The organism is Brevibacterium ihuae (assembly GCF_900184225.1).
GTDB lineage: Bacteria > Actinomycetota > Actinomycetes > Actinomycetales > Brevibacteriaceae > Brevibacterium > Brevibacterium ihuae.
In genome coordinates this window covers 789,546-805,634 of the sequence record NZ_FXWZ01000002.1, presented here as the reverse complement: position 1 = coordinate 805,634, position 16,089 = coordinate 789,546, and the positions used below count along the sequence as shown (strand labels likewise).

Sequence of the window (16,089 nt, the reverse complement as noted above, 5' to 3'; positions counted from 1 at the left end):
CTGCTCTAGAGCCGAACCCGAAAGGAACCCCTGCGTGACTGAGCCTGCCGTGTCCGGCCCCGAGGCACCCGGGAAGCCGCGCCGGAAGCGGGCCGACGGAGCCGTCGTGTCCGGGATCCTCACCTACGCGCTCGTCCTCGTCGCCGCGCTCGTGCCGGTTCCGTACCTCATCCAGATGCCCGGGCCCGTGGTCAACACGCTCGCTCCCGTCGAGGGCGAGGACCTCATCACCATCACCGGCACTGAGACCTACGAGGCCGAGGGCAGGCTCGACCTCCTCACCGTGGCCGTCGCCGGCGGACCCGGCCGCGACCTCAACGCCTCGCAGGTGCTGCGCTCCGTCGTCTCCGCGGAGGACACCGTCGTCCCGACCGAGGCCTACTACCCCCTCACCACCACGCGCGACGACGTCACCGGGCAGAACGAGGCGGAGATGGCCTCCTCGCAGGACACCGCGACGGCCGCCGCGCTCGGCGAGCTCGACATCGACTACCGGACCGTCATCGCCGTCTCCGAGGTCGTCGCCGGTTCGCCCGCGGACGGCCGGGTGGAGCCCGGTGACGTCATCACCGCCGTCAACGGCACGGACCTCGGCGGCGACGAGACCGCCGCGCAGACGGTCGGGGAGACCGTGCGGTCCGCGGAATCCGTGGTCCTCGGTCTCGAGCGGGGCGGCGAGCCCCTCGAGGTCGAGGTCGTCCCCGCGGAGACGCACGGGCAGCCGATGATCGGCATCTCCATGGTCCAGGACTTCGACTTCCCCTTCGACGTGACGTTCAACGTCGACGGGATCGGCGGCCCCTCGGCCGGCACGATCTTCGCCCTCGCGATCATCGACGAGCTCACGCCCGGCGATCTCACCGGGGACCGGGCGATCGCCGGCACCGGGGCGATCACGCCGGCCGGCGAGGTCTCGCCGATCGGCGGCGCGCGCCAGAAGGTGTCCGCCGCCGCCGAATCCGGGGCCGAGTTCTTCCTCTCGCCGGCCGACAACTGCGCCGAGGTGCTCGGCGCCCGCGGCGCCGACCGGATGACCATCGTGCGCATCGACACCCTCTCCCAAGCCCACACCGCGGTCGAGGACATCGCCGCGGACCGCACCGGGGACCTGCCGTCCTGCGAGGACGCGACGACCCGATGATGTCCACCACCGCTATGAAAGGACACGCGTGACCTTCGCCGCCCCACCCGGAGGCCGGACGGCCGGCCGCACGCCGAAGAAGCCCTCGCCCCTCGTGCTCACGATCATCGCCGTCGCGGTGCTGCTCGTGCTGTTCGTCATCTTCGCGCAGGTCTACACCGAGGTGCTGTGGTTCGACCAGCTCGGCGTGCTCTCGGTCTACGCGACGGAATGGATCGCCAAGGCGGTGCTGTTCGTCATCGGCTTCCTCGTCATGGCGGTCCCGGTGTGGTTCTGCCTGCGCATCGCCCACCGCAACCGCCCGGTGTACGCCCCGGTCACCCCGCGCCAGGAGAACCTCGACCGCTATCGCGAGGCGGTGGAGCCGCTGCGGCGCGCCATGACCCTGGCGCTGCCGGCGGTGCTCGGCCTGCTCGGTGGGGTCGCGCTGTCCGCGGCCTGGCAGCAGGCGCTCCTCGTGCTCAACCCCACCGCGTTCGGCACCGCCGACCCGCAGTTCGGGCACGACGTGTCCTTCTACGTCTTCATCCTCCCGATGGTGCGGGTCGCACTCGACTTCATCGGCATGGTCACGCTGCTCGCCTTCATCGCCTCGGTCGTCGCGCACTACCTGTTCGGCGGGATCCGGCCGGGGGAGGAGCGCGGTCTCCACCTGACGAAGACCGCCCGCGTGCAGCTCGCCGTGACCGCCGCGCTGCTCCTGCTCGTCCAGGCCGGGCGCCTCTTCATCCTCCGGTACGAGAACCTCACGAACACTGCGGGGATCGTCACCGGCGCGACCTACACCGGGGACAACATCACCCTGCCGGCGATGCTCATCGTCGCGATCGCGACCGTGGCGGTGGCCGCGCTGTTCGCCGCCAACGCCTTCGCGAACGTCTGGAAGCTGTCGATCGTGTCGGTCATCGTGCTCATCGTGCTCGGCGGCATCGCGATCATCGGCCTGCCGGCGACGGTGCAGCAGTTCCAGGTCCAGCCCTCGGAGCAGAGCCTCGAGAACGAGTACATCCAGCGCAACATCGACGCCACCCGGCACGCCTACGGGATCAGCGAGGTCGAGGTCATCCCGTACACCCCGACCGTCGAGGGAGAGCCCGGTGCTCTCCGCGCGGATGCCGAGACCGCGGCCTCGGTCCGCCTCCTCGATCCCAACCTCGTGTCCGACACCTTCCGCCAGCTCCAGCAGCAGCGGCCCTTCTACGGGTTCCCCGAGCAGCTCGACGTCGACCGCTATGAGATCGACGGCCAGATGCAGGACACCGTGATCGCACTCCGCGAGCTCAACCCGGGGTCGCAGGCGGATTCCTCCTGGCTCAACCAGGCGGTCGTCTACACCCACGGGTTCGGCGTCGTCGCCGCCTACGGCAACCGCCAGGGCAACGACGGCCAGCCGGCGTTCCTCGAGGCGAACATCCCGCCCACCGGCGAGCTCGGCGAGTACGAGCCGCGGATCTACTTCGGGGAGCGCTCCCCGCGCTATTCGATCGTCGGTGCGCCGGAGGGCGCGGAGCCGCGCGAGATCGACTACCCGGCCGACGGGGAGGACGGCTCGGCCCAGGTGTACAACACCTTCGCCGGCGACGGCGGACCCGCTGTGGGGTCGTTCTTCCACCAGCTCCTCTACGCGATCAAGTTCCAGGACGAGCAGATCGTCCTCTCCGATGCGCTCAACGCGGAGTCGCAGATCCTCTACGAGCGCAATCCGCGCGAGCGGGTGCAGCGCGTCGCCCCCTTCCTCGAGGTCGACGGCGATCCCTACCCGGCGGTCATCGACGGGAGGATCCAGTGGATCCTCGACGCGTACACCACCTCGCCGGAGTACCCGTACTCGACGCCGCAGGTCCTCCAGGAGGCGACGCAGGACTCGAACACCGAGCGCGCGGGCACGACCCAGGCGCTCCCGCCCCAGCAGGTCAACTACATCCGCAACTCGGTCAAGGTCACCGTCGACGCGTTCGACGGCTCGGTGGACCTCTACGCGTGGGACGACGAGGACCCGGTCCTCCAGTCGTGGATGAAGATCTTCCCGGATCTCGTGCAGCCGGTGTCGGCGATGAGCGCCGACCTCATGAGCCACGTGCGCTATCCCGAGGACCTCTTCAAGGTGCAGCGCTCGCTGCTCACGCAGTACCACGTCGAGGATGCGAACTCGTTCTACACCGGCCAGGACTTCTGGACGCAGCCGCTCGACCCGACGGTCAACGCCGAGCGTGAGCTCGTGCAGCCGCCGTACTACCTCACGCTGCGGATGCCGACGCAGGAGACGCCGTCGTTCTCGCTGACGTCGTCGTTCATCCCGCGGCAGTCGAACGGGCAGACGCGCAACAACCTCACCGGCTTCCTCGCGGCGTCCGCGGACGCCGGATCCGAGGAGGGCGTGCCGAGCGAGGAGTACGGCAAGCTCCGGCTCCTCCAGCTGCCGCGGAACACGACGTTCCCCGGTCCGGGCCAGGCGCAGAACAACTTCAACACCGAGCCCGAGGTGCAGACGAGCCTCAACCTGCTGCGGCAGGGCGAGTCCGAGGTGCAGAACGGCAACCTGCTCACCCTGCCGGTGGCCGGCGGCCTGCTCTACGTGCAGCCGGTCTACGTCCGCTCGGCGGGCGAGACCTCGTACCCGGTGCTCCAGCGCGTGCTCGTGGCCTTCGGTGAGGAGATCGGCTTCGCGCCGACCCTCGACGAGGCGCTCGACCAGGTGTTCGGCGGCGACTCCGGCGTGCAGGCCGGTGACGCCGGACAGGCCGGTCAGCCGACCGAGGACGGGGAGGCCGGCGGTGCCGGTGACGCCGGCGCCGACCAGCCCGACGAGTCGGTGCAGCAGGCGCTCGAGGATGCCCGGAACGCCATGGAGGACGCCGACCGCGCCCTCCAGGACGGCGACTTCGCCGCCTACGGCGAAGCGCAGGAGCGGCTCCGCCAGGCGCTCGAGCAGGCGATCGAGGCCGAGGAGGGAGCCGCCGGTGAGGAGGCCCCCGCCGAGGGCGAGGACGCGGCTCCGTCCGAGGGCGGGGAGGGCTGATCCGGTCGTCCCGCGAGGGATTCCGGCCGGTCGCCCCGCCGGTTCTGCGGTGAGCCAGATCACCTGCCGTCGATTTGGTGGCCACCCTGCGTTCACGTATAGTTGAGAGCGCATCGCGGGGTGGAGCAGTTCGGTAGCTCGCCGGGCTCATAACCCGGAGGTCGGAGGTTCAAATCCTCCCCCCGCCACGAGAGAAGGCCCCTCACCTGGTCAAACAGGTGAGGGGCCTTCGTCATTCACCCGCGTTGCAGGGCCGATGACGCGCTTATGACACGCTCTGCACGAACGCCTCGTCCGGCAGCGCCTGACATCGCGGGCAGAGGTACACCGAGCGCTCGCCGTGGTCGGCGCGGAGCGGATCGCCGAGGTACTCGCGGACGATGCGGGTCCCGCAGCGTCGGCACGGCCGGCCGAGTCTGCCGTAGGTCCACAGGCCGCCCTCGCGACCGAGCGCCCCGCCGGTGGTCGTCCGCCGCGTCCGGTCCCGGTTGATCCGCAGCAGCCGGCGGGCGAGCTCGACCGTCGCCGCCGGGTCGGGCAGCGCCGACACCGGTGCGCGGGGATGCAGCCGCTCGAGGAAGCAGATCTCCGAGCGGTAGACGTTGCCGATGCCCGCCATGATCCGCTGATCGAGCAGCGCGATGCCGAGCGCGCGCCGGCCCGCCTCCTCGAGGTTCGCCGCCGCCCGCGCGGTGTGCTCGGGTCGCCAGTCCGGATCGAGCAGGTCCGGACCGAGGTGCCCCACGAGCTCGGACTCCCGGCCGGTGGGCACGAGCCGCACCTGCTGCACATCGAGTCCGGAGGCGCTCACCGCGCGGCCATCGGGACGGACGCCCTCGAGGATGATGCGCGCCGTGTGCGGCGCCTTGCCCCGGGCGTCGGCGCGCCCCTCGTCGCGCGGCGAGCGCAGGCGGCCGTCGCTGCGCACGCGCCAGGTCCCGTCCATGACCAGGTGCGAGTGCAGGGTGAGCAGGCGACGCTCCGGTGCGGGTCCGCGCATGCGGATGAGCACGTGCTTCCCGCGCGGCCGCACCTCGAGCACCTCCCAGCCGCCGAGGTCCACCGCACCGTGGCGGGGCACGCGCAGCTCGCCGCGGGACAGGCGCGCACCGGCGAGCGCGGCGTGGAGCACCGCGCACTGCCGGAAGACCGTGTCACCTTCAGGCACCTCGGCCTCCGGTCCGTGCGAGGTCCCCGGCGCGCACGCGCACCGCCTTCGGGGAGCGGTAGGCGCCCGCGTCCCGCAGCGCGGCGATCACGTGCGCGACCCCGGGGGCCGCCAGGCCCTCACCGTTGATCCGCTCGATCGACAGCAGGGGGAGCATGCTCCGCGCGCCGACGGCCTCGACGATGAGCCGGGCGGCGAGCTCGGTGCGCTCGCCGTCGGCCCACCACAGCAGACTCCGGCCGCCGGCGTCGCTGAACGCCGCGGGGGCGCCGTCGATGAGGACGACGAGGGCGCCGGCCCGGCGTGCCGGCCGGGGGAGCGTCCGACTCCGGTCGCCCTCGCGTTCCCCGGTCCCGCCGGCGGCGCCGTCGTCGGCGGGCGGGTGTTCCGTCCCCGGCACCGGAGGCCAGAGCAGGGCGGCACCGTAGGGATTCGCCGGGTCGGTGGCGGCGAGCACCGCCGTGACGGGGGAGCGGCGCGGATCGCGCAGCTCGCGCTCGGCGCCCCGCAGCCGGTCGATCGCCTCGGTCGCGGCGAACTGGGAGGCTCCCAGGCCATCGATGAAGTATCCTCTCCGCGCATCGCCGGCCTCTTCCATCGCCCGCAGGGTCCGGTACACCGCGGAGAACGCACCGGGGATGTCCTCGACGGTGAGGGCACCCCGGGTGAGCACCGCGTGGCGGTCGAGCAGCAGGCCGGAGAGAGCCACCGAGCGCGCGGTGGGCTCGAGGGGTGCCACGGACACCGCGGACCAGCGGCCCGCGCCGATGCCGACCCCGGTCCAGCCCGGCTCCGCGCTCAATGGCCCGGCGCCGTGCGCGACGAACCGGTCGCCGATGCCGCCGGAGCCGGCGAGACCCCCGCTCCGCAGCGCAGCGGACAGCCGGGCCGCCCCGCGCCGGCCCGGACGCGAACGCCGGCGCGCTGACACCCCGCCCGACCGCGCGTTGTGCGCGCCGCCGCCGGGCGCTCCCCGGAGCCATTCGCGGGGGAGTGCTAAGGCGTCGCAGGTCACGAGAGCCGCGTGGGCGAGCTCGGTGAGGGCGGCGGCGAGGTCGGGACCGGTGACGGCGTCGCCCTCGTGCGCGCCGAGGCCGGAGAGGATCTCGGAGAAGCGGAGGGCTCCCGGGGTGCTGCGGAGCAGTGCGAGGCTGCGCGCGGCCAGGCCTCCCTCGGGGAGCTCGCCGGCGCTCTCGGCGAGCCGGTCGGCATCGAGGCTGAGCGGCAGCGAGTCCGTGAGGTGGAGGCGGATCTGCGCATCGCGGGTGCCGAGCCGGCCGTGCGCGGTCCACTGCACCTCGCCGGACTGGAGCAGCCGGTCGAGCAGCGCCGGCTGGTAGTCCCGCACGCGGGCCGGCAGCACCTGCGACTCCCAGACCGACAGCGGCAGGGTCACGCCTGCGAGCTGGTCGAGCACGGTGAGCACGCCGTCCTCCCCGCGCAGAGGTGCCCCGTCGACCTGCTGCCAGCGGGAGAGCAGCACCGCGTAGGCCGCGCCCTCGGCCGGGGTGATCTCCGCCCGGGTGGCCGCGAGGCTCGCGCGGCGGATCCGGGTGAGCACCTCGGGACTCACCCACTCCTGTCCGGTCCGACCCGGGATGAACTCCCCCTGTCGGAGCTCTCCGGCGGCGGCGATCCGTTCGAGCAGGAGCTCGGCGAGGGAGGGGGCGAGGCCCAGGTCCTCGGCCATCTGCGTGCCGGTGAACGGGCCGCGGGTCCGGGCCCACCGGGTCACCACCTGCTCGGCGGCTTGCGGGACGGGCTCGAGGAGGGAACCCGGGAGGCCCGGCGGCAGGCTCACCCCGAGCCCGTCGCGCAGGAGCGCGACGTCCTCGATGATCGCCACCCGCTCGGTGCCCGCGATCCGCAGCCGGATCGCGCGATGCCGGTCGACGAGCGCATCGGCGAGCGCGTCGGCCGTGACGCCGCCGTCGTCCGCGCACCGCTGCGCGATCTCCTCCCGTGAGAGGGGTCCGAGGCGACGCAGGGCATCGGCGAGGTGCTCGGGGGAGCGCAGACGGGACCGCTCATCGAGACCGCGCAGCTGCCGGTGCACCGCGTCGATCGTCGCGGGGTCGAGGAGCTCGCGGAGGCTCGTGGTGCCGAGCAGCTCGGCGAGCATCCCCGGGTCGAGGGCGAGCGCGGCGCTGCGGCGCTCGGCGAGCGGGGCGTCGGCATCGTAGATGAATTGGGCGAGGTAGCCGAACAGCAGGGACCGGGCGAGCGGGGAGGGCTCGGCCGTCTCCGCCTCGTGCACGGTGACCCGCCCGGATTCGAGGCGCCCGAGCAGGTCGAGGAGGGCGGGCAGATCGTAGACGTCCTGGAGACATTCGCGGGCCGCCTCGAGCATGATGGGGAACTGCGGGTGCGGGCTCGCCGCCTCGAGGAGCTGGGCGGCCTGCTTGCGCTGCTGCCACAGCGGGGAGCGGGAGCTCGGATTCCGGCGCGGCAGGAGCAGGGCGCGGGCGGCGGCCTCCCGGAACCGGGACGCGAAGAGCGCGGAGCCGCCGATGCGCTCGCGGACGAGGTGGTCGGCCTCCTCCGGGGTGAACCAGAACAGGTCGGCGCCGGGAGCCTCCTCGCCGTAGGGGATCCGCAGCACGATGCCGTCGTCGGCCGCCATGACCTGGCCGTCGAGGCCGTAGCGCTCCTCCACCCGGGCCTGGACCGCGAGCGCCCACGGGCCGGTGATCCGCTGCCCGAGCGGGCAGTGCAGCACCACCCGCCAGTCGCCGAGCTCATCGCGGAACCGCTCCACGAGCACCCGGTCGGGGCCGGGGACCGCCCCGGTGGACTCGAGCTGCTCGGACAGCAGCGCGGAGATCGCGCGGGCGGCGTTCTCATCGAGTCCGAGCTGCGGCGACTCGGCCATGATCTCGGCCGCGGACCTCCCCGCGTGCCTCGCCATGAAGCCGGCGATCGACTGCCCGGTCTGCAGGGGACGGCCGGCGCCCTCGCCCCGCCAGAACGGGATCCGCCCGGCGAGGCCGGGAGCGGGGGACACCTGCACCCGGTCATGGGTGATCTCCTCGATGCGCCAGGCGCTCGTGCCGAGCGTGATCACATCGCCGCGGCGGGATTCGTACACCATCTCCTCGTCGAGCTCGCCGACCCGCCTGGCCTGGTCGTCCTCCGCACTCGTCATGAGGTACACGGGGAACAGGCCGCGGTCGGGGATGGTGCCGCCGGAGGTCACCACCACCCGCTGCGCGCCGGGCCGCGCCTCGAGCACTCCGCGCTCGCGGTCGAGGACGAGGCGCGGGCGCAGATCGGAGAACGATGTCGAGGGGTAGCGGCCGGTGAGCAGGTCGACCACTGCATCGAAGGCCGACCGTGGCAGGGTGGCGAAGGGGTGGGCACGGCATGCCAGCGCGTACCAGTCCTCGACATCGAGCTCGCCGTCGAGGGCCGCGCTCACGGTGTGCTGGGCGAGGACATCGAGGGCGTTGCGGGGGATCTGCAGGGGTTCGATGCGTCCGGCGAGGGCCTCCTCGACGGTGACGGCTGCCCGCAGCGCGTCGGCCGCGTGGAGGGGGTGGACGATGCCGCGCGAGACGTCTCCCACCCGGTGGCCGGCCCGTCCCACGCGCTGGAGCAGGCTCGCGACCGACAGCGGGGTCTCGATCTGGATGACGAGGTCCACAGCACCCATGTCGATGCCGAGCTCGAGCGAGTTCGTCGCCACCACGCAGCGCAGCGTCCCGGACTTGAGCGCCTCCTCGATCTCGATGCGCCGCTCCTTGGACATCGAGCCGTGATGGGCCCGGACGAGATCGCCGTCCGCGTCCCGGCCCGCCGGTTCCGATCGGTCGGTCGGGTCGCTCCCTGCCGGATCGCCCGCGACCGGATGGCCGTCGGCGGCAGCGCCGCGGCGGGCATGGAGGCGGTTGAGCGCGGTGGTGAGCTTCTCCGCCTGACGGCGCGAGTTGACGAACACGATCGTGGACCGGTGCTCCTCGATCCGGTCGAGCACCGCGCGCTCGACATGCGGCCAGATCGTGCCGGAGACGGCCTCGTCCTCCTCGGCGTCCTCCGGGGGATCGATGGCGGAGAAGTCGCCGACCGGCACCCGGATGCTCAGGTCCCAGGTCTTCGCGGACGGCGGGCGGACGATTGTCGGGAGGTCGGATCCGCCGCGGCCGAGGATCGCCGCGACCTCCTCGGCGGGCTCCACGGTCGCCGACAGGCCGACCCGCTGGGGTGCGCTCCGCTCCTCGTCGCCGGACACCAGGGCGTCGAGGCGGGCGAGGGAGAGCGCGAGGTGCGCACCCCGCTTGGAGCCGGCGAGGGCGTGGATCTCGTCGATGATCACGGTCCGCACTCCCGTGAGGCTCGACCGTGCGGCGGAGGAGAGCATGAGGAAGAGGGATTCCGGCGTGGTGATGAGGATGTCGGGCGGGTCGGTGACGAGGCGGCGCCGCTCGGCGGCCGGGGTGTCGCCGGTGCGCACGCCGATGCGCACCGGTCGGCTCTCCGCGCCCTCATGGGCAGCGGCCTGCTCGATGCCGACGAGCGGGGCCGACAGATTGCGGCGCACATCGGTGCCGAGCGCCTTGAGCGGGGAGATGTAAAGCACCGACACGCTGCGCGCAGGCGCACCGGCCGGTGCCGGATCCGGAGCGGCCGGGGGGAAGAGGAGCGAATCGAGGGCGGAGAGGAATGCGGCGAGCGTCTTGCCGGACCCGGTGGGGGCGATGACCAGGGTGTCGTCACCGCGCCGGAGGGCGCGCCAGGCGCCGTCCTGGGCCTCCGTGGGCTCCCCGAGCGCGCCGCGGAACCACCGGGCGGTCGCCGGGTGGAACAGATCCAGGGCGGAGGGGGCGCGGGAGCTCATCCGTCCATTGTGCCCCGCCGGTCCGGCCGGAGCGGACGCTCAGCGGTGAGATCGCAGTTTCCGGCGGAACCGTTCTCAGGAACCGACGGATTCTGCAGTGTGCGGAGGCGACGATCGGGTGGAGGATGTGTGATGAGGGACACGGCGAGGTCGGGGTGCACGCACTTGCAAGTAGTTGAAGCGTCAACTACATTATCTCTTGTAGTTAAAAACTTAACCAATGAGGAGAACACCATGACCGCTCTGCCCACCAACCTCACCGCCGGCACCTGGAACTTCGACGCCCTCCACTCCGACTTCGGCTTCGTCGCCCGCCACGCCGGTGTGTCGAAGGTCCGCGGCGAGTTCACCGACTTCACCGGCGTCATCGCCGTCGCCGACGAGTTCGAGAACAGCACCGTCGAGGCCTCCGCGAACGTCGCCTCGATCACCACCGGCAACGAGCAGCGCGACGGCCACCTCCAGTCCGGCGACTTCTTCCTCGCCGAGGAGTACCCGCAGGCCACCTTCGTGTCGACCGCGATCGAGAACTTCGACGGCGCCGAGTTCGACCTCGTCGGCGACCTCACCATGCGCGGCGTCACCCTGCCCGTGACCTTCAAGGCCGAGTTCAACGGCGTCGCCGTCGACGGCGACTCCGCGCTCGCCGGCTTCTCCGCCACGACCACCGTCAACCGCAAGGACTTCGGGATGAAGTTCGACGCCGCGCTCGGCGGCGGCGAGCTCCTCGTGAGCGACAAGATCGCCATCAACATCGAGATCGAGGCCGCCAAGCAGGCCTGATCCCCGGGTGGCGCCCGCGGTAGGTCCGCGAGCGCGCCGCCGGACGCCCGAGGCGCCCGCACCGTCGACGGTGCGGGCGCCTCGTGCGTCCGGGGAGGTCGGAGCGCGCCGCAGCGGGCCCCGACGTCCGCTAGCCCCGCGCGGTGAAGGTTCCGTCGGCCACCGCGGCGGCGAGCCGGGCGATGCTCTGCGCTGCGGCGTCGACGTCGTCGGGTCCCTTGCAGAACGAATAGCGGATCGTCGAGCGGTAGTGCTCGGCCGTCGCCGAGCCCGCACGGCACAGTCCGGCCACCGGGATCCCGGTGAAGCCGTACTCGCGGGTGATCCGCTCGTTGAGCGCGAAGGCGTCCTCGTCGGTGAGCGGGGCGAAGTCGACGAGGACGAAGTAGCCCGCCTGCGGGGTGCGGATCTCGAGCCCCGGCACCGCGCGCAGCGCATCGAGGAGCACCGCACGCCGCGCGGCGAGCGAATCGCGGTTCTCCGCGGGGAACGGGGAATCCCCGTGCAGCGCCTCGGCCACCGCGATCTGGAACGGCGACCCGGCCGTGAAGGTGAGGAACTGCTTGACCCCCTGGATCGCCTCCCGCACCTCCGGCGCGGCGATGACCCAGCCGACCTTCCATCCCGTGACGTTGAACGACTTGCCCGCCGAGGACACCGACACCACGCGCTCGGGTTCGTCGACGTGCGCGGCGAGCGCCCGGTGCTCGGCACCGTCGAACACGAGGTACTCGTAGACCTCGTCGGTGATGAGCCAGGCGTCGGCGGCCTGCGCGGCGGTGAAGATCCGCTGCAGGTGCTCGAGCGCGAGGACCGCGCCGGTGGGGTTGTGCGGGGAGTTGACGATGATCGCGGAGGTCGACTCCGAGACCGCGGCGTCGAACGCCTGCCAGTCGGGGGAGAACCCGCCGGCGGCATCGGGCAGCACGGGCACGGTGATCATCGTCGCACCGGCAGCGGCGAGCGCGGCGGGGTACGCGTCGTAGAACGGCTCGAACACGATGACCTCGGAGCCTGCGGGGACGAGGGCGAGGATCGACGCGGTGAGCGCCTCGGTCGCCCCGACGGTGACGAGCACCTCCTCGGGACGCACGACGTGGCCGTACTCGCGGCGACGCTGCTCGACCACGGCCTCGATGAGCTCGGTGTGCCCCTGTCCGGGGGCATACTGATTGAACCCGGCCCGCATCGCCTCACCGGCGGCTGCGACGAGGGACTCCGCGGCGGCGGTCCCCGGCGCCCCCTGCCCGAGGTTGACCGCGCCGTGGGCCGCGGCGAGCTGGGTCATCTGGCCGAAGATCGTCTCGCCCACCGTCCCGTCGGCGCGGACGAGCCCGGCCGCCTCGACCATCCGGTGCCACAGCGGGGCCTGCATGCGATCGGGCATCACAGGTACTCCAGCACCGCGTCGTGGAGGCGGCCGTTCGTCGCCACCGCATTGCCGCCGAACGGGCCGTCGGCGCCGTCGAGGTCGGTGAACCGGCCGCCGGCCTCGAGGACGATGGGGACGAGGGCGGCCATGTCGTAGAGCTCGAGCTCGGGTTCGGCGGCGATGTCGACCGCTCCCTCCGCGAGGAGCATGTACGACCAGAAGTCGCCGTAGCCGCGGGTGCGCCACACGGTGTCGCAGAGCGCGAGCAGGCCCTCCCGGGTCCCGCGCTCCTTCCATCCGGTGAGCGAGGCGTAGGAGAACGAGGCGTCGGACAGCGCATCGACGCCGGAGACGCGGATCTCCTCCGGCTCGCCGCCGTCGACGACGAGCCGGGCGCCGCCGCCTGCGGACGCGAACCAGCGTCGTCCGAGGGCCGGGGCGCTCACCACGCCGACGAGCGGGGTCTCTCCCTCGTAGAGCCCGATGAGGGTGGCGTAGACGGGAACCCCGCGCACGAAGTTCTTCGTCCCGTCGATGGGATCGACGATCCAGCGCCGCGCGGATTCGCCGCGGGTGCCGTACTCCTCGCCGACCATCGCGTCGTCGGGCCGGTGCTCGGCGAGGACCTCGGAGATCATCGCCTCGACCGCCCGGTCGACATCGGTCACCGGGGTGAGATCCGGTTTGGTGGTCACGGTGAGGTCGTGCGCGCGGAACCGGGGGAGGGTGAGCGCATCGGCCCGGTCCGCGAGCGCGAGTGCGAGCTGCAAGTCGTCCATGGGGCCACTGTAGCGAGGCGCGGGTCCCGGTGTCCGCCGGTGATCGCGTGGTGAGAGCGCCTCAGCCGCGGAGGTTGTCGAGGAGGCGTCGGAGCGAGGACAGACGCGCCTGACCCGATTCCCCGGCGCGGCCCTCGGCGACCCAGGCGTCGAGCGCGCAGCCGGCGGAGTCCGCGAGGTGCGCGCAGCCCTTGGGGCAGTCGGCGGTGGCCGGGACGAGCTCGCCGAAGGCCGCCAGCACGTTCTGCGGGTCGACGTGGGCGAGGCCGAAGCTGCGGACCCCCGGGGTGTCGATGAGCCAGCCGCCGGCCGGCAGTGGCAGGCAGACCGCCGAGGACGAGGTGTGCCGCCCGCGTCCGGTCACCGCGTTGACCGCCCCGGTCGCCCGGTCGGCCTGCGGAACGAGGGCGTTCATCAGCGTCGACTTCCCGACCCCGGAGTGGCCCACGAGCACGCTCAGGTGCCCGGAGAGCACGGTCTCGAGGGCGTCGGTGCGCGGTCGGCCGGAGGCGTCGAAGCCGCACGGGACGATGTCCACCCCGGTGGCCCCGAAGCGCTCGCCGATCGCATCGAGCGGGGCGAGGTCGAGCTTGGTCACCGCGAGCAGCGGGGTGATCCCGGCGTCGAAGGCGGCGGTGAGAGTCCGATCGATGAGTCCCCACGAGGGTTCGGGGTCCGCAGTCGCGGTGACGACGACGAGCTGGTCGGCGTTGGCGACGATGACGCGCTCGGTGGGGTCGGTGTCATCGGCGCTGCGGCGCAGCACGGTTCGGCGGGGGAGCACCTCGGCGATGCGGGCGAGCGTCCCCGCAACACCCGAGGTGTCGCCGACGACCCGCACGCGGTCGCCCGGGACGATCGCCTGCCGGCGCAGCCGCGAGGCCCGTACGCAGGTGATCACCGGGGCGTCGGCGGGCGCTCCGGAGCTCCCGTCCTCGAGCACGGCGCGGTACCGGCCGCGATCGACGCCGACGACCATCGCGGTCGGCGCGTCGCTGTGATCCGGTCGGTCCTTGGTGCGCGGACGCGAACCCCGGCGGTTGGGGCGCGGACGGTAGTCGTCCTCGGTGAAGTCTCGGTAGCGGCCCGGCATCGCTCACCCGAGCATCGCGGTCCACAGCGCGGTGAACTCCGGCATCGTCTTGCCGACCGTGGCGACGTCGGCGATCTCGATGCCGGGCACGCGCAGACCGATGATCGCACCGGCCATGACCATGCGGTGGTCGTGGTAGGTGCCCCAGAGGGACCCGTGCGCTGCGCGGGAGCGGATGGTGAGCGAGTCCGGTCCCTCGTCGACCTCGGCCCCGACCGCGGTGAGCTCCGTGGCGAGGGCGCTGAGCCGGTCGGTCTCGTGTCCTCGCAGGTGGCCGATGTTCCGCAGCGTCGAGGTGCCCGGTGCGCACGCGGCGATCGCGGCGACCACCGGGGTGAGCTCGCCGACGTCGCCGAGGTCGAGGTCGACCGGCCGCAGCTCCTCCGGGCCGGTGACGGTGAGGCCGTGCCGGCCGATGTCGGCGGTGCCGCCGAAGAGCTCGACGATCCCGCGCATCGCATCGCCGGCCTGCGTGGTGTGGACCGGCCAGCGCGGGATCGTCACGGTGCCGCCGGTGACGAGCGCCGCCCCGAGGAAGGTCGCCGCGTTCGACAGGTCGGGCTCGACGGCGACCCGCAGCCCGCGCGGGCGCCCGGGCTCGACGACCCAGCGGTGCGGCTCCGGTTCGCTCACCACGACGCCGGCGTCGGCGAGGGTCTCGAGCGTCATGTCGATATGGGGTCGGGACGGCAGCCGCTCGCCCACATGGGTGAGCTCGAGTCCGAGGTCGAAGGCGCTCGCGGCGAGCAGCAGGCCGGAGATGAACTGGCTCGACGCCGAGGCGTCGAGATCGAGGTGACCCCCGCGCACCCCGTCCGGGGCCGCGACGGTGAAGGGCAGCGCATCGGCGCCGGAGTCGGTGCTGACCTCGACCCCGAGCCGACGGAGCGCGTCGAGCACGGTCGACATCGGGCGCGCATAGGCCTGGGGATCGCCGTCGAAGCGGACCTGTCGGCCGATGGCCGCGGCGACCGGGGGGGCGAACCGCATGACGGTGCCGGCGAGGCCGCACTCGATCGTCACGGGAGCGGCGGCCTTCGGAGCGCGCTCGGGGATCGGGACCACCTGCAGCGCGCCGTCGTCACCGGCGGTGATCCGGGCGCCGAGTGAGCGCAGGGCGTCGATCATGAGCTCGGTGTCCCTGCTCAGCAGGGGGTTCTCGACCCGCGAGGGCTCGGTCGCGATCGCCGCGAGGACGAGGAACCGGTTGGTGAGCGACTTGGAACCGGGGACTGCGACGGTGGCCCGCACCGATGCGTCGACGCACGGTGCGGGCCACGACGGGCTGGAGCCGGACGTCACCGCGAGGGCAGGCTCACGGTGTCGAGCGCCTTGGCCGAGGTGCGCTCGACGTTGCGCCAGAGGTCCTCCGCGGCGTGCTGGGCCCGCCACGCGAGCCCGGGCTTGCCGGCGGTGTCGACGCTCGCGAGGAGCGCGCCGCCGAGCATCGAGGTGCGGGCGAGGAGGGTGTTCTTCGACGGGGTGTCGGAGTCCTTGCTCAGCTGCTGGCCGATGACGTCGATGAGGTAGGTGCCGACGAGCACGGTCGAGGAGAGCCGGGGGAAGCGGCCGATCGCGAGCAGCGAGCCCGCTGCGACCTGGGCGGCACCGGTGACCCGGGCGACGGTCTCGGCGTCGACGGGCAGATCGACCTGCTTCTTGACGAGCGACAGGAGCGGGGCCACGGATGCCGCGGCGGCCTGCGGGCGCCGGACGCGGGCGATGCCGTTGCCGATGTAGGCGGACGCGAGCATGGGACGTGCGATGAACCGGACCAGGGACACGGTGTTTCCTTCCGTCAGGGGGTGGCGGTACTCCTGCTGTCCGAGCATAGTCGGTCGCCCGGCGACGTGCGGAACGGCCGCCGGAATATCGGCGGGAGCCGCCGCGTTGGACCGAT

The 16,089-nt window shown here is 72.7% G+C and carries 10 protein-coding genes and 1 tRNA gene; 4 read left to right on the top strand and 7 right to left on the bottom strand.

From position 1 onward, the window contains the following. The first annotated feature begins 34 nt into the window (after window positions 1–34). The 3 genes from C1A17_RS03730 to C1A17_RS03720 all read left to right on the top strand — a co-directional run bounded on the left by C1A17_RS03730 (window position 35) and on the right by C1A17_RS03720 (window position 4,348). Complete coding sequence (locus C1A17_RS03730) at window positions 35–1,141, top strand: YlbL family protein (protein WP_245873413.1); 1,107 nt, start codon at window positions 35–37, stop codon at window positions 1,139–1,141. 28 nt (window positions 1,142–1,169) lie between these two features. Beyond that, complete coding sequence (locus tag C1A17_RS03725; RefSeq protein WP_101650827.1) at window positions 1,170–4,160, top strand: UPF0182 family membrane protein; 2,991 nt, start codon at window positions 1,170–1,172, stop codon at window positions 4,158–4,160. Window positions 4,161–4,274: 114 nt separating this feature from the next. After that, window positions 4,275–4,348 (top strand) — tRNA-Met (locus C1A17_RS03720). Window positions 4,349–4,425: 77 nt separating this feature from the next. Here C1A17_RS03720 and C1A17_RS03715 read toward each other — a convergent pair. Both C1A17_RS03715 and C1A17_RS03710 read right to left on the bottom strand, forming a co-directional pair. Beyond that, the gene (locus tag C1A17_RS03715; protein WP_101650824.1) at window positions 4,426–5,328 is read right to left on the bottom strand and encodes a DNA-formamidopyrimidine glycosylase family protein; all 903 of its coding nucleotides are present in this window, start codon (window positions 5,326–5,328) and stop codon (window positions 4,426–4,428) included. Continuing rightward, on the bottom strand, window positions 5,321–10,162 hold the full coding sequence (locus C1A17_RS03710) for an Lhr family helicase (protein ID WP_101650823.1): 4,842 nt from the start codon (window positions 10,160–10,162) through the stop codon (window positions 5,321–5,323). Before C1A17_RS03710 ends, C1A17_RS03715 begins: the two co-directional genes overlap by 8 nt. A gap of 234 nt (window positions 10,163–10,396) precedes the next feature. Between C1A17_RS03710 and C1A17_RS03705 the strand changes: the two genes are divergently transcribed. Beyond that, window positions 10,397–10,945, top strand: coding sequence for a YceI family protein (locus C1A17_RS03705; RefSeq protein ID WP_101650822.1), 549 nt, complete (start codon window positions 10,397–10,399; stop codon window positions 10,943–10,945). Window positions 10,946–11,075: 130 nt separating this feature from the next. Here C1A17_RS03705 and C1A17_RS03700 read toward each other — a convergent pair whose 3' ends face one another. From C1A17_RS03700 to C1A17_RS03680, 5 genes are all read right to left on the bottom strand, one after another. After that, on the bottom strand, window positions 11,076–12,332 hold the full coding sequence (locus C1A17_RS03700) for an aminotransferase class I/II-fold pyridoxal phosphate-dependent enzyme (RefSeq protein WP_101651545.1): 1,257 nt from the start codon (window positions 12,330–12,332) through the stop codon (window positions 11,076–11,078). Further along, a complete protein-coding gene (gene hisN, locus C1A17_RS03695; RefSeq protein ID WP_101650820.1) occupies window positions 12,332–13,096 on the bottom strand; it encodes a histidinol-phosphatase in 765 nt (254 codons plus the stop codon). Before hisN ends, C1A17_RS03700 begins: the two co-directional genes overlap by 1 nt. A 61-nt stretch (window positions 13,097–13,157) precedes the next feature. Then, window positions 13,158–14,189 (bottom strand): ribosome small subunit-dependent GTPase A, encoded by a 1,032-nt coding sequence (gene rsgA, locus C1A17_RS03690; RefSeq protein ID WP_101650817.1) that lies wholly within the window; start codon window positions 14,187–14,189, stop codon window positions 13,158–13,160. 3 nt (window positions 14,190–14,192) lie between these two features. Further along, window positions 14,193–15,491 (bottom strand): 3-phosphoshikimate 1-carboxyvinyltransferase, encoded by a 1,299-nt coding sequence (gene aroA / locus C1A17_RS03685; RefSeq protein WP_101650815.1) that lies wholly within the window; start codon window positions 15,489–15,491, stop codon window positions 14,193–14,195. Then, complete coding sequence (locus C1A17_RS03680; RefSeq protein ID WP_180953200.1) at window positions 15,488–15,973, bottom strand: DoxX family protein; 486 nt, start codon at window positions 15,971–15,973, stop codon at window positions 15,488–15,490. Before C1A17_RS03680 ends, aroA begins: the two co-directional genes overlap by 4 nt. Window positions 15,974–16,089 lie beyond the last annotated feature (116 nt).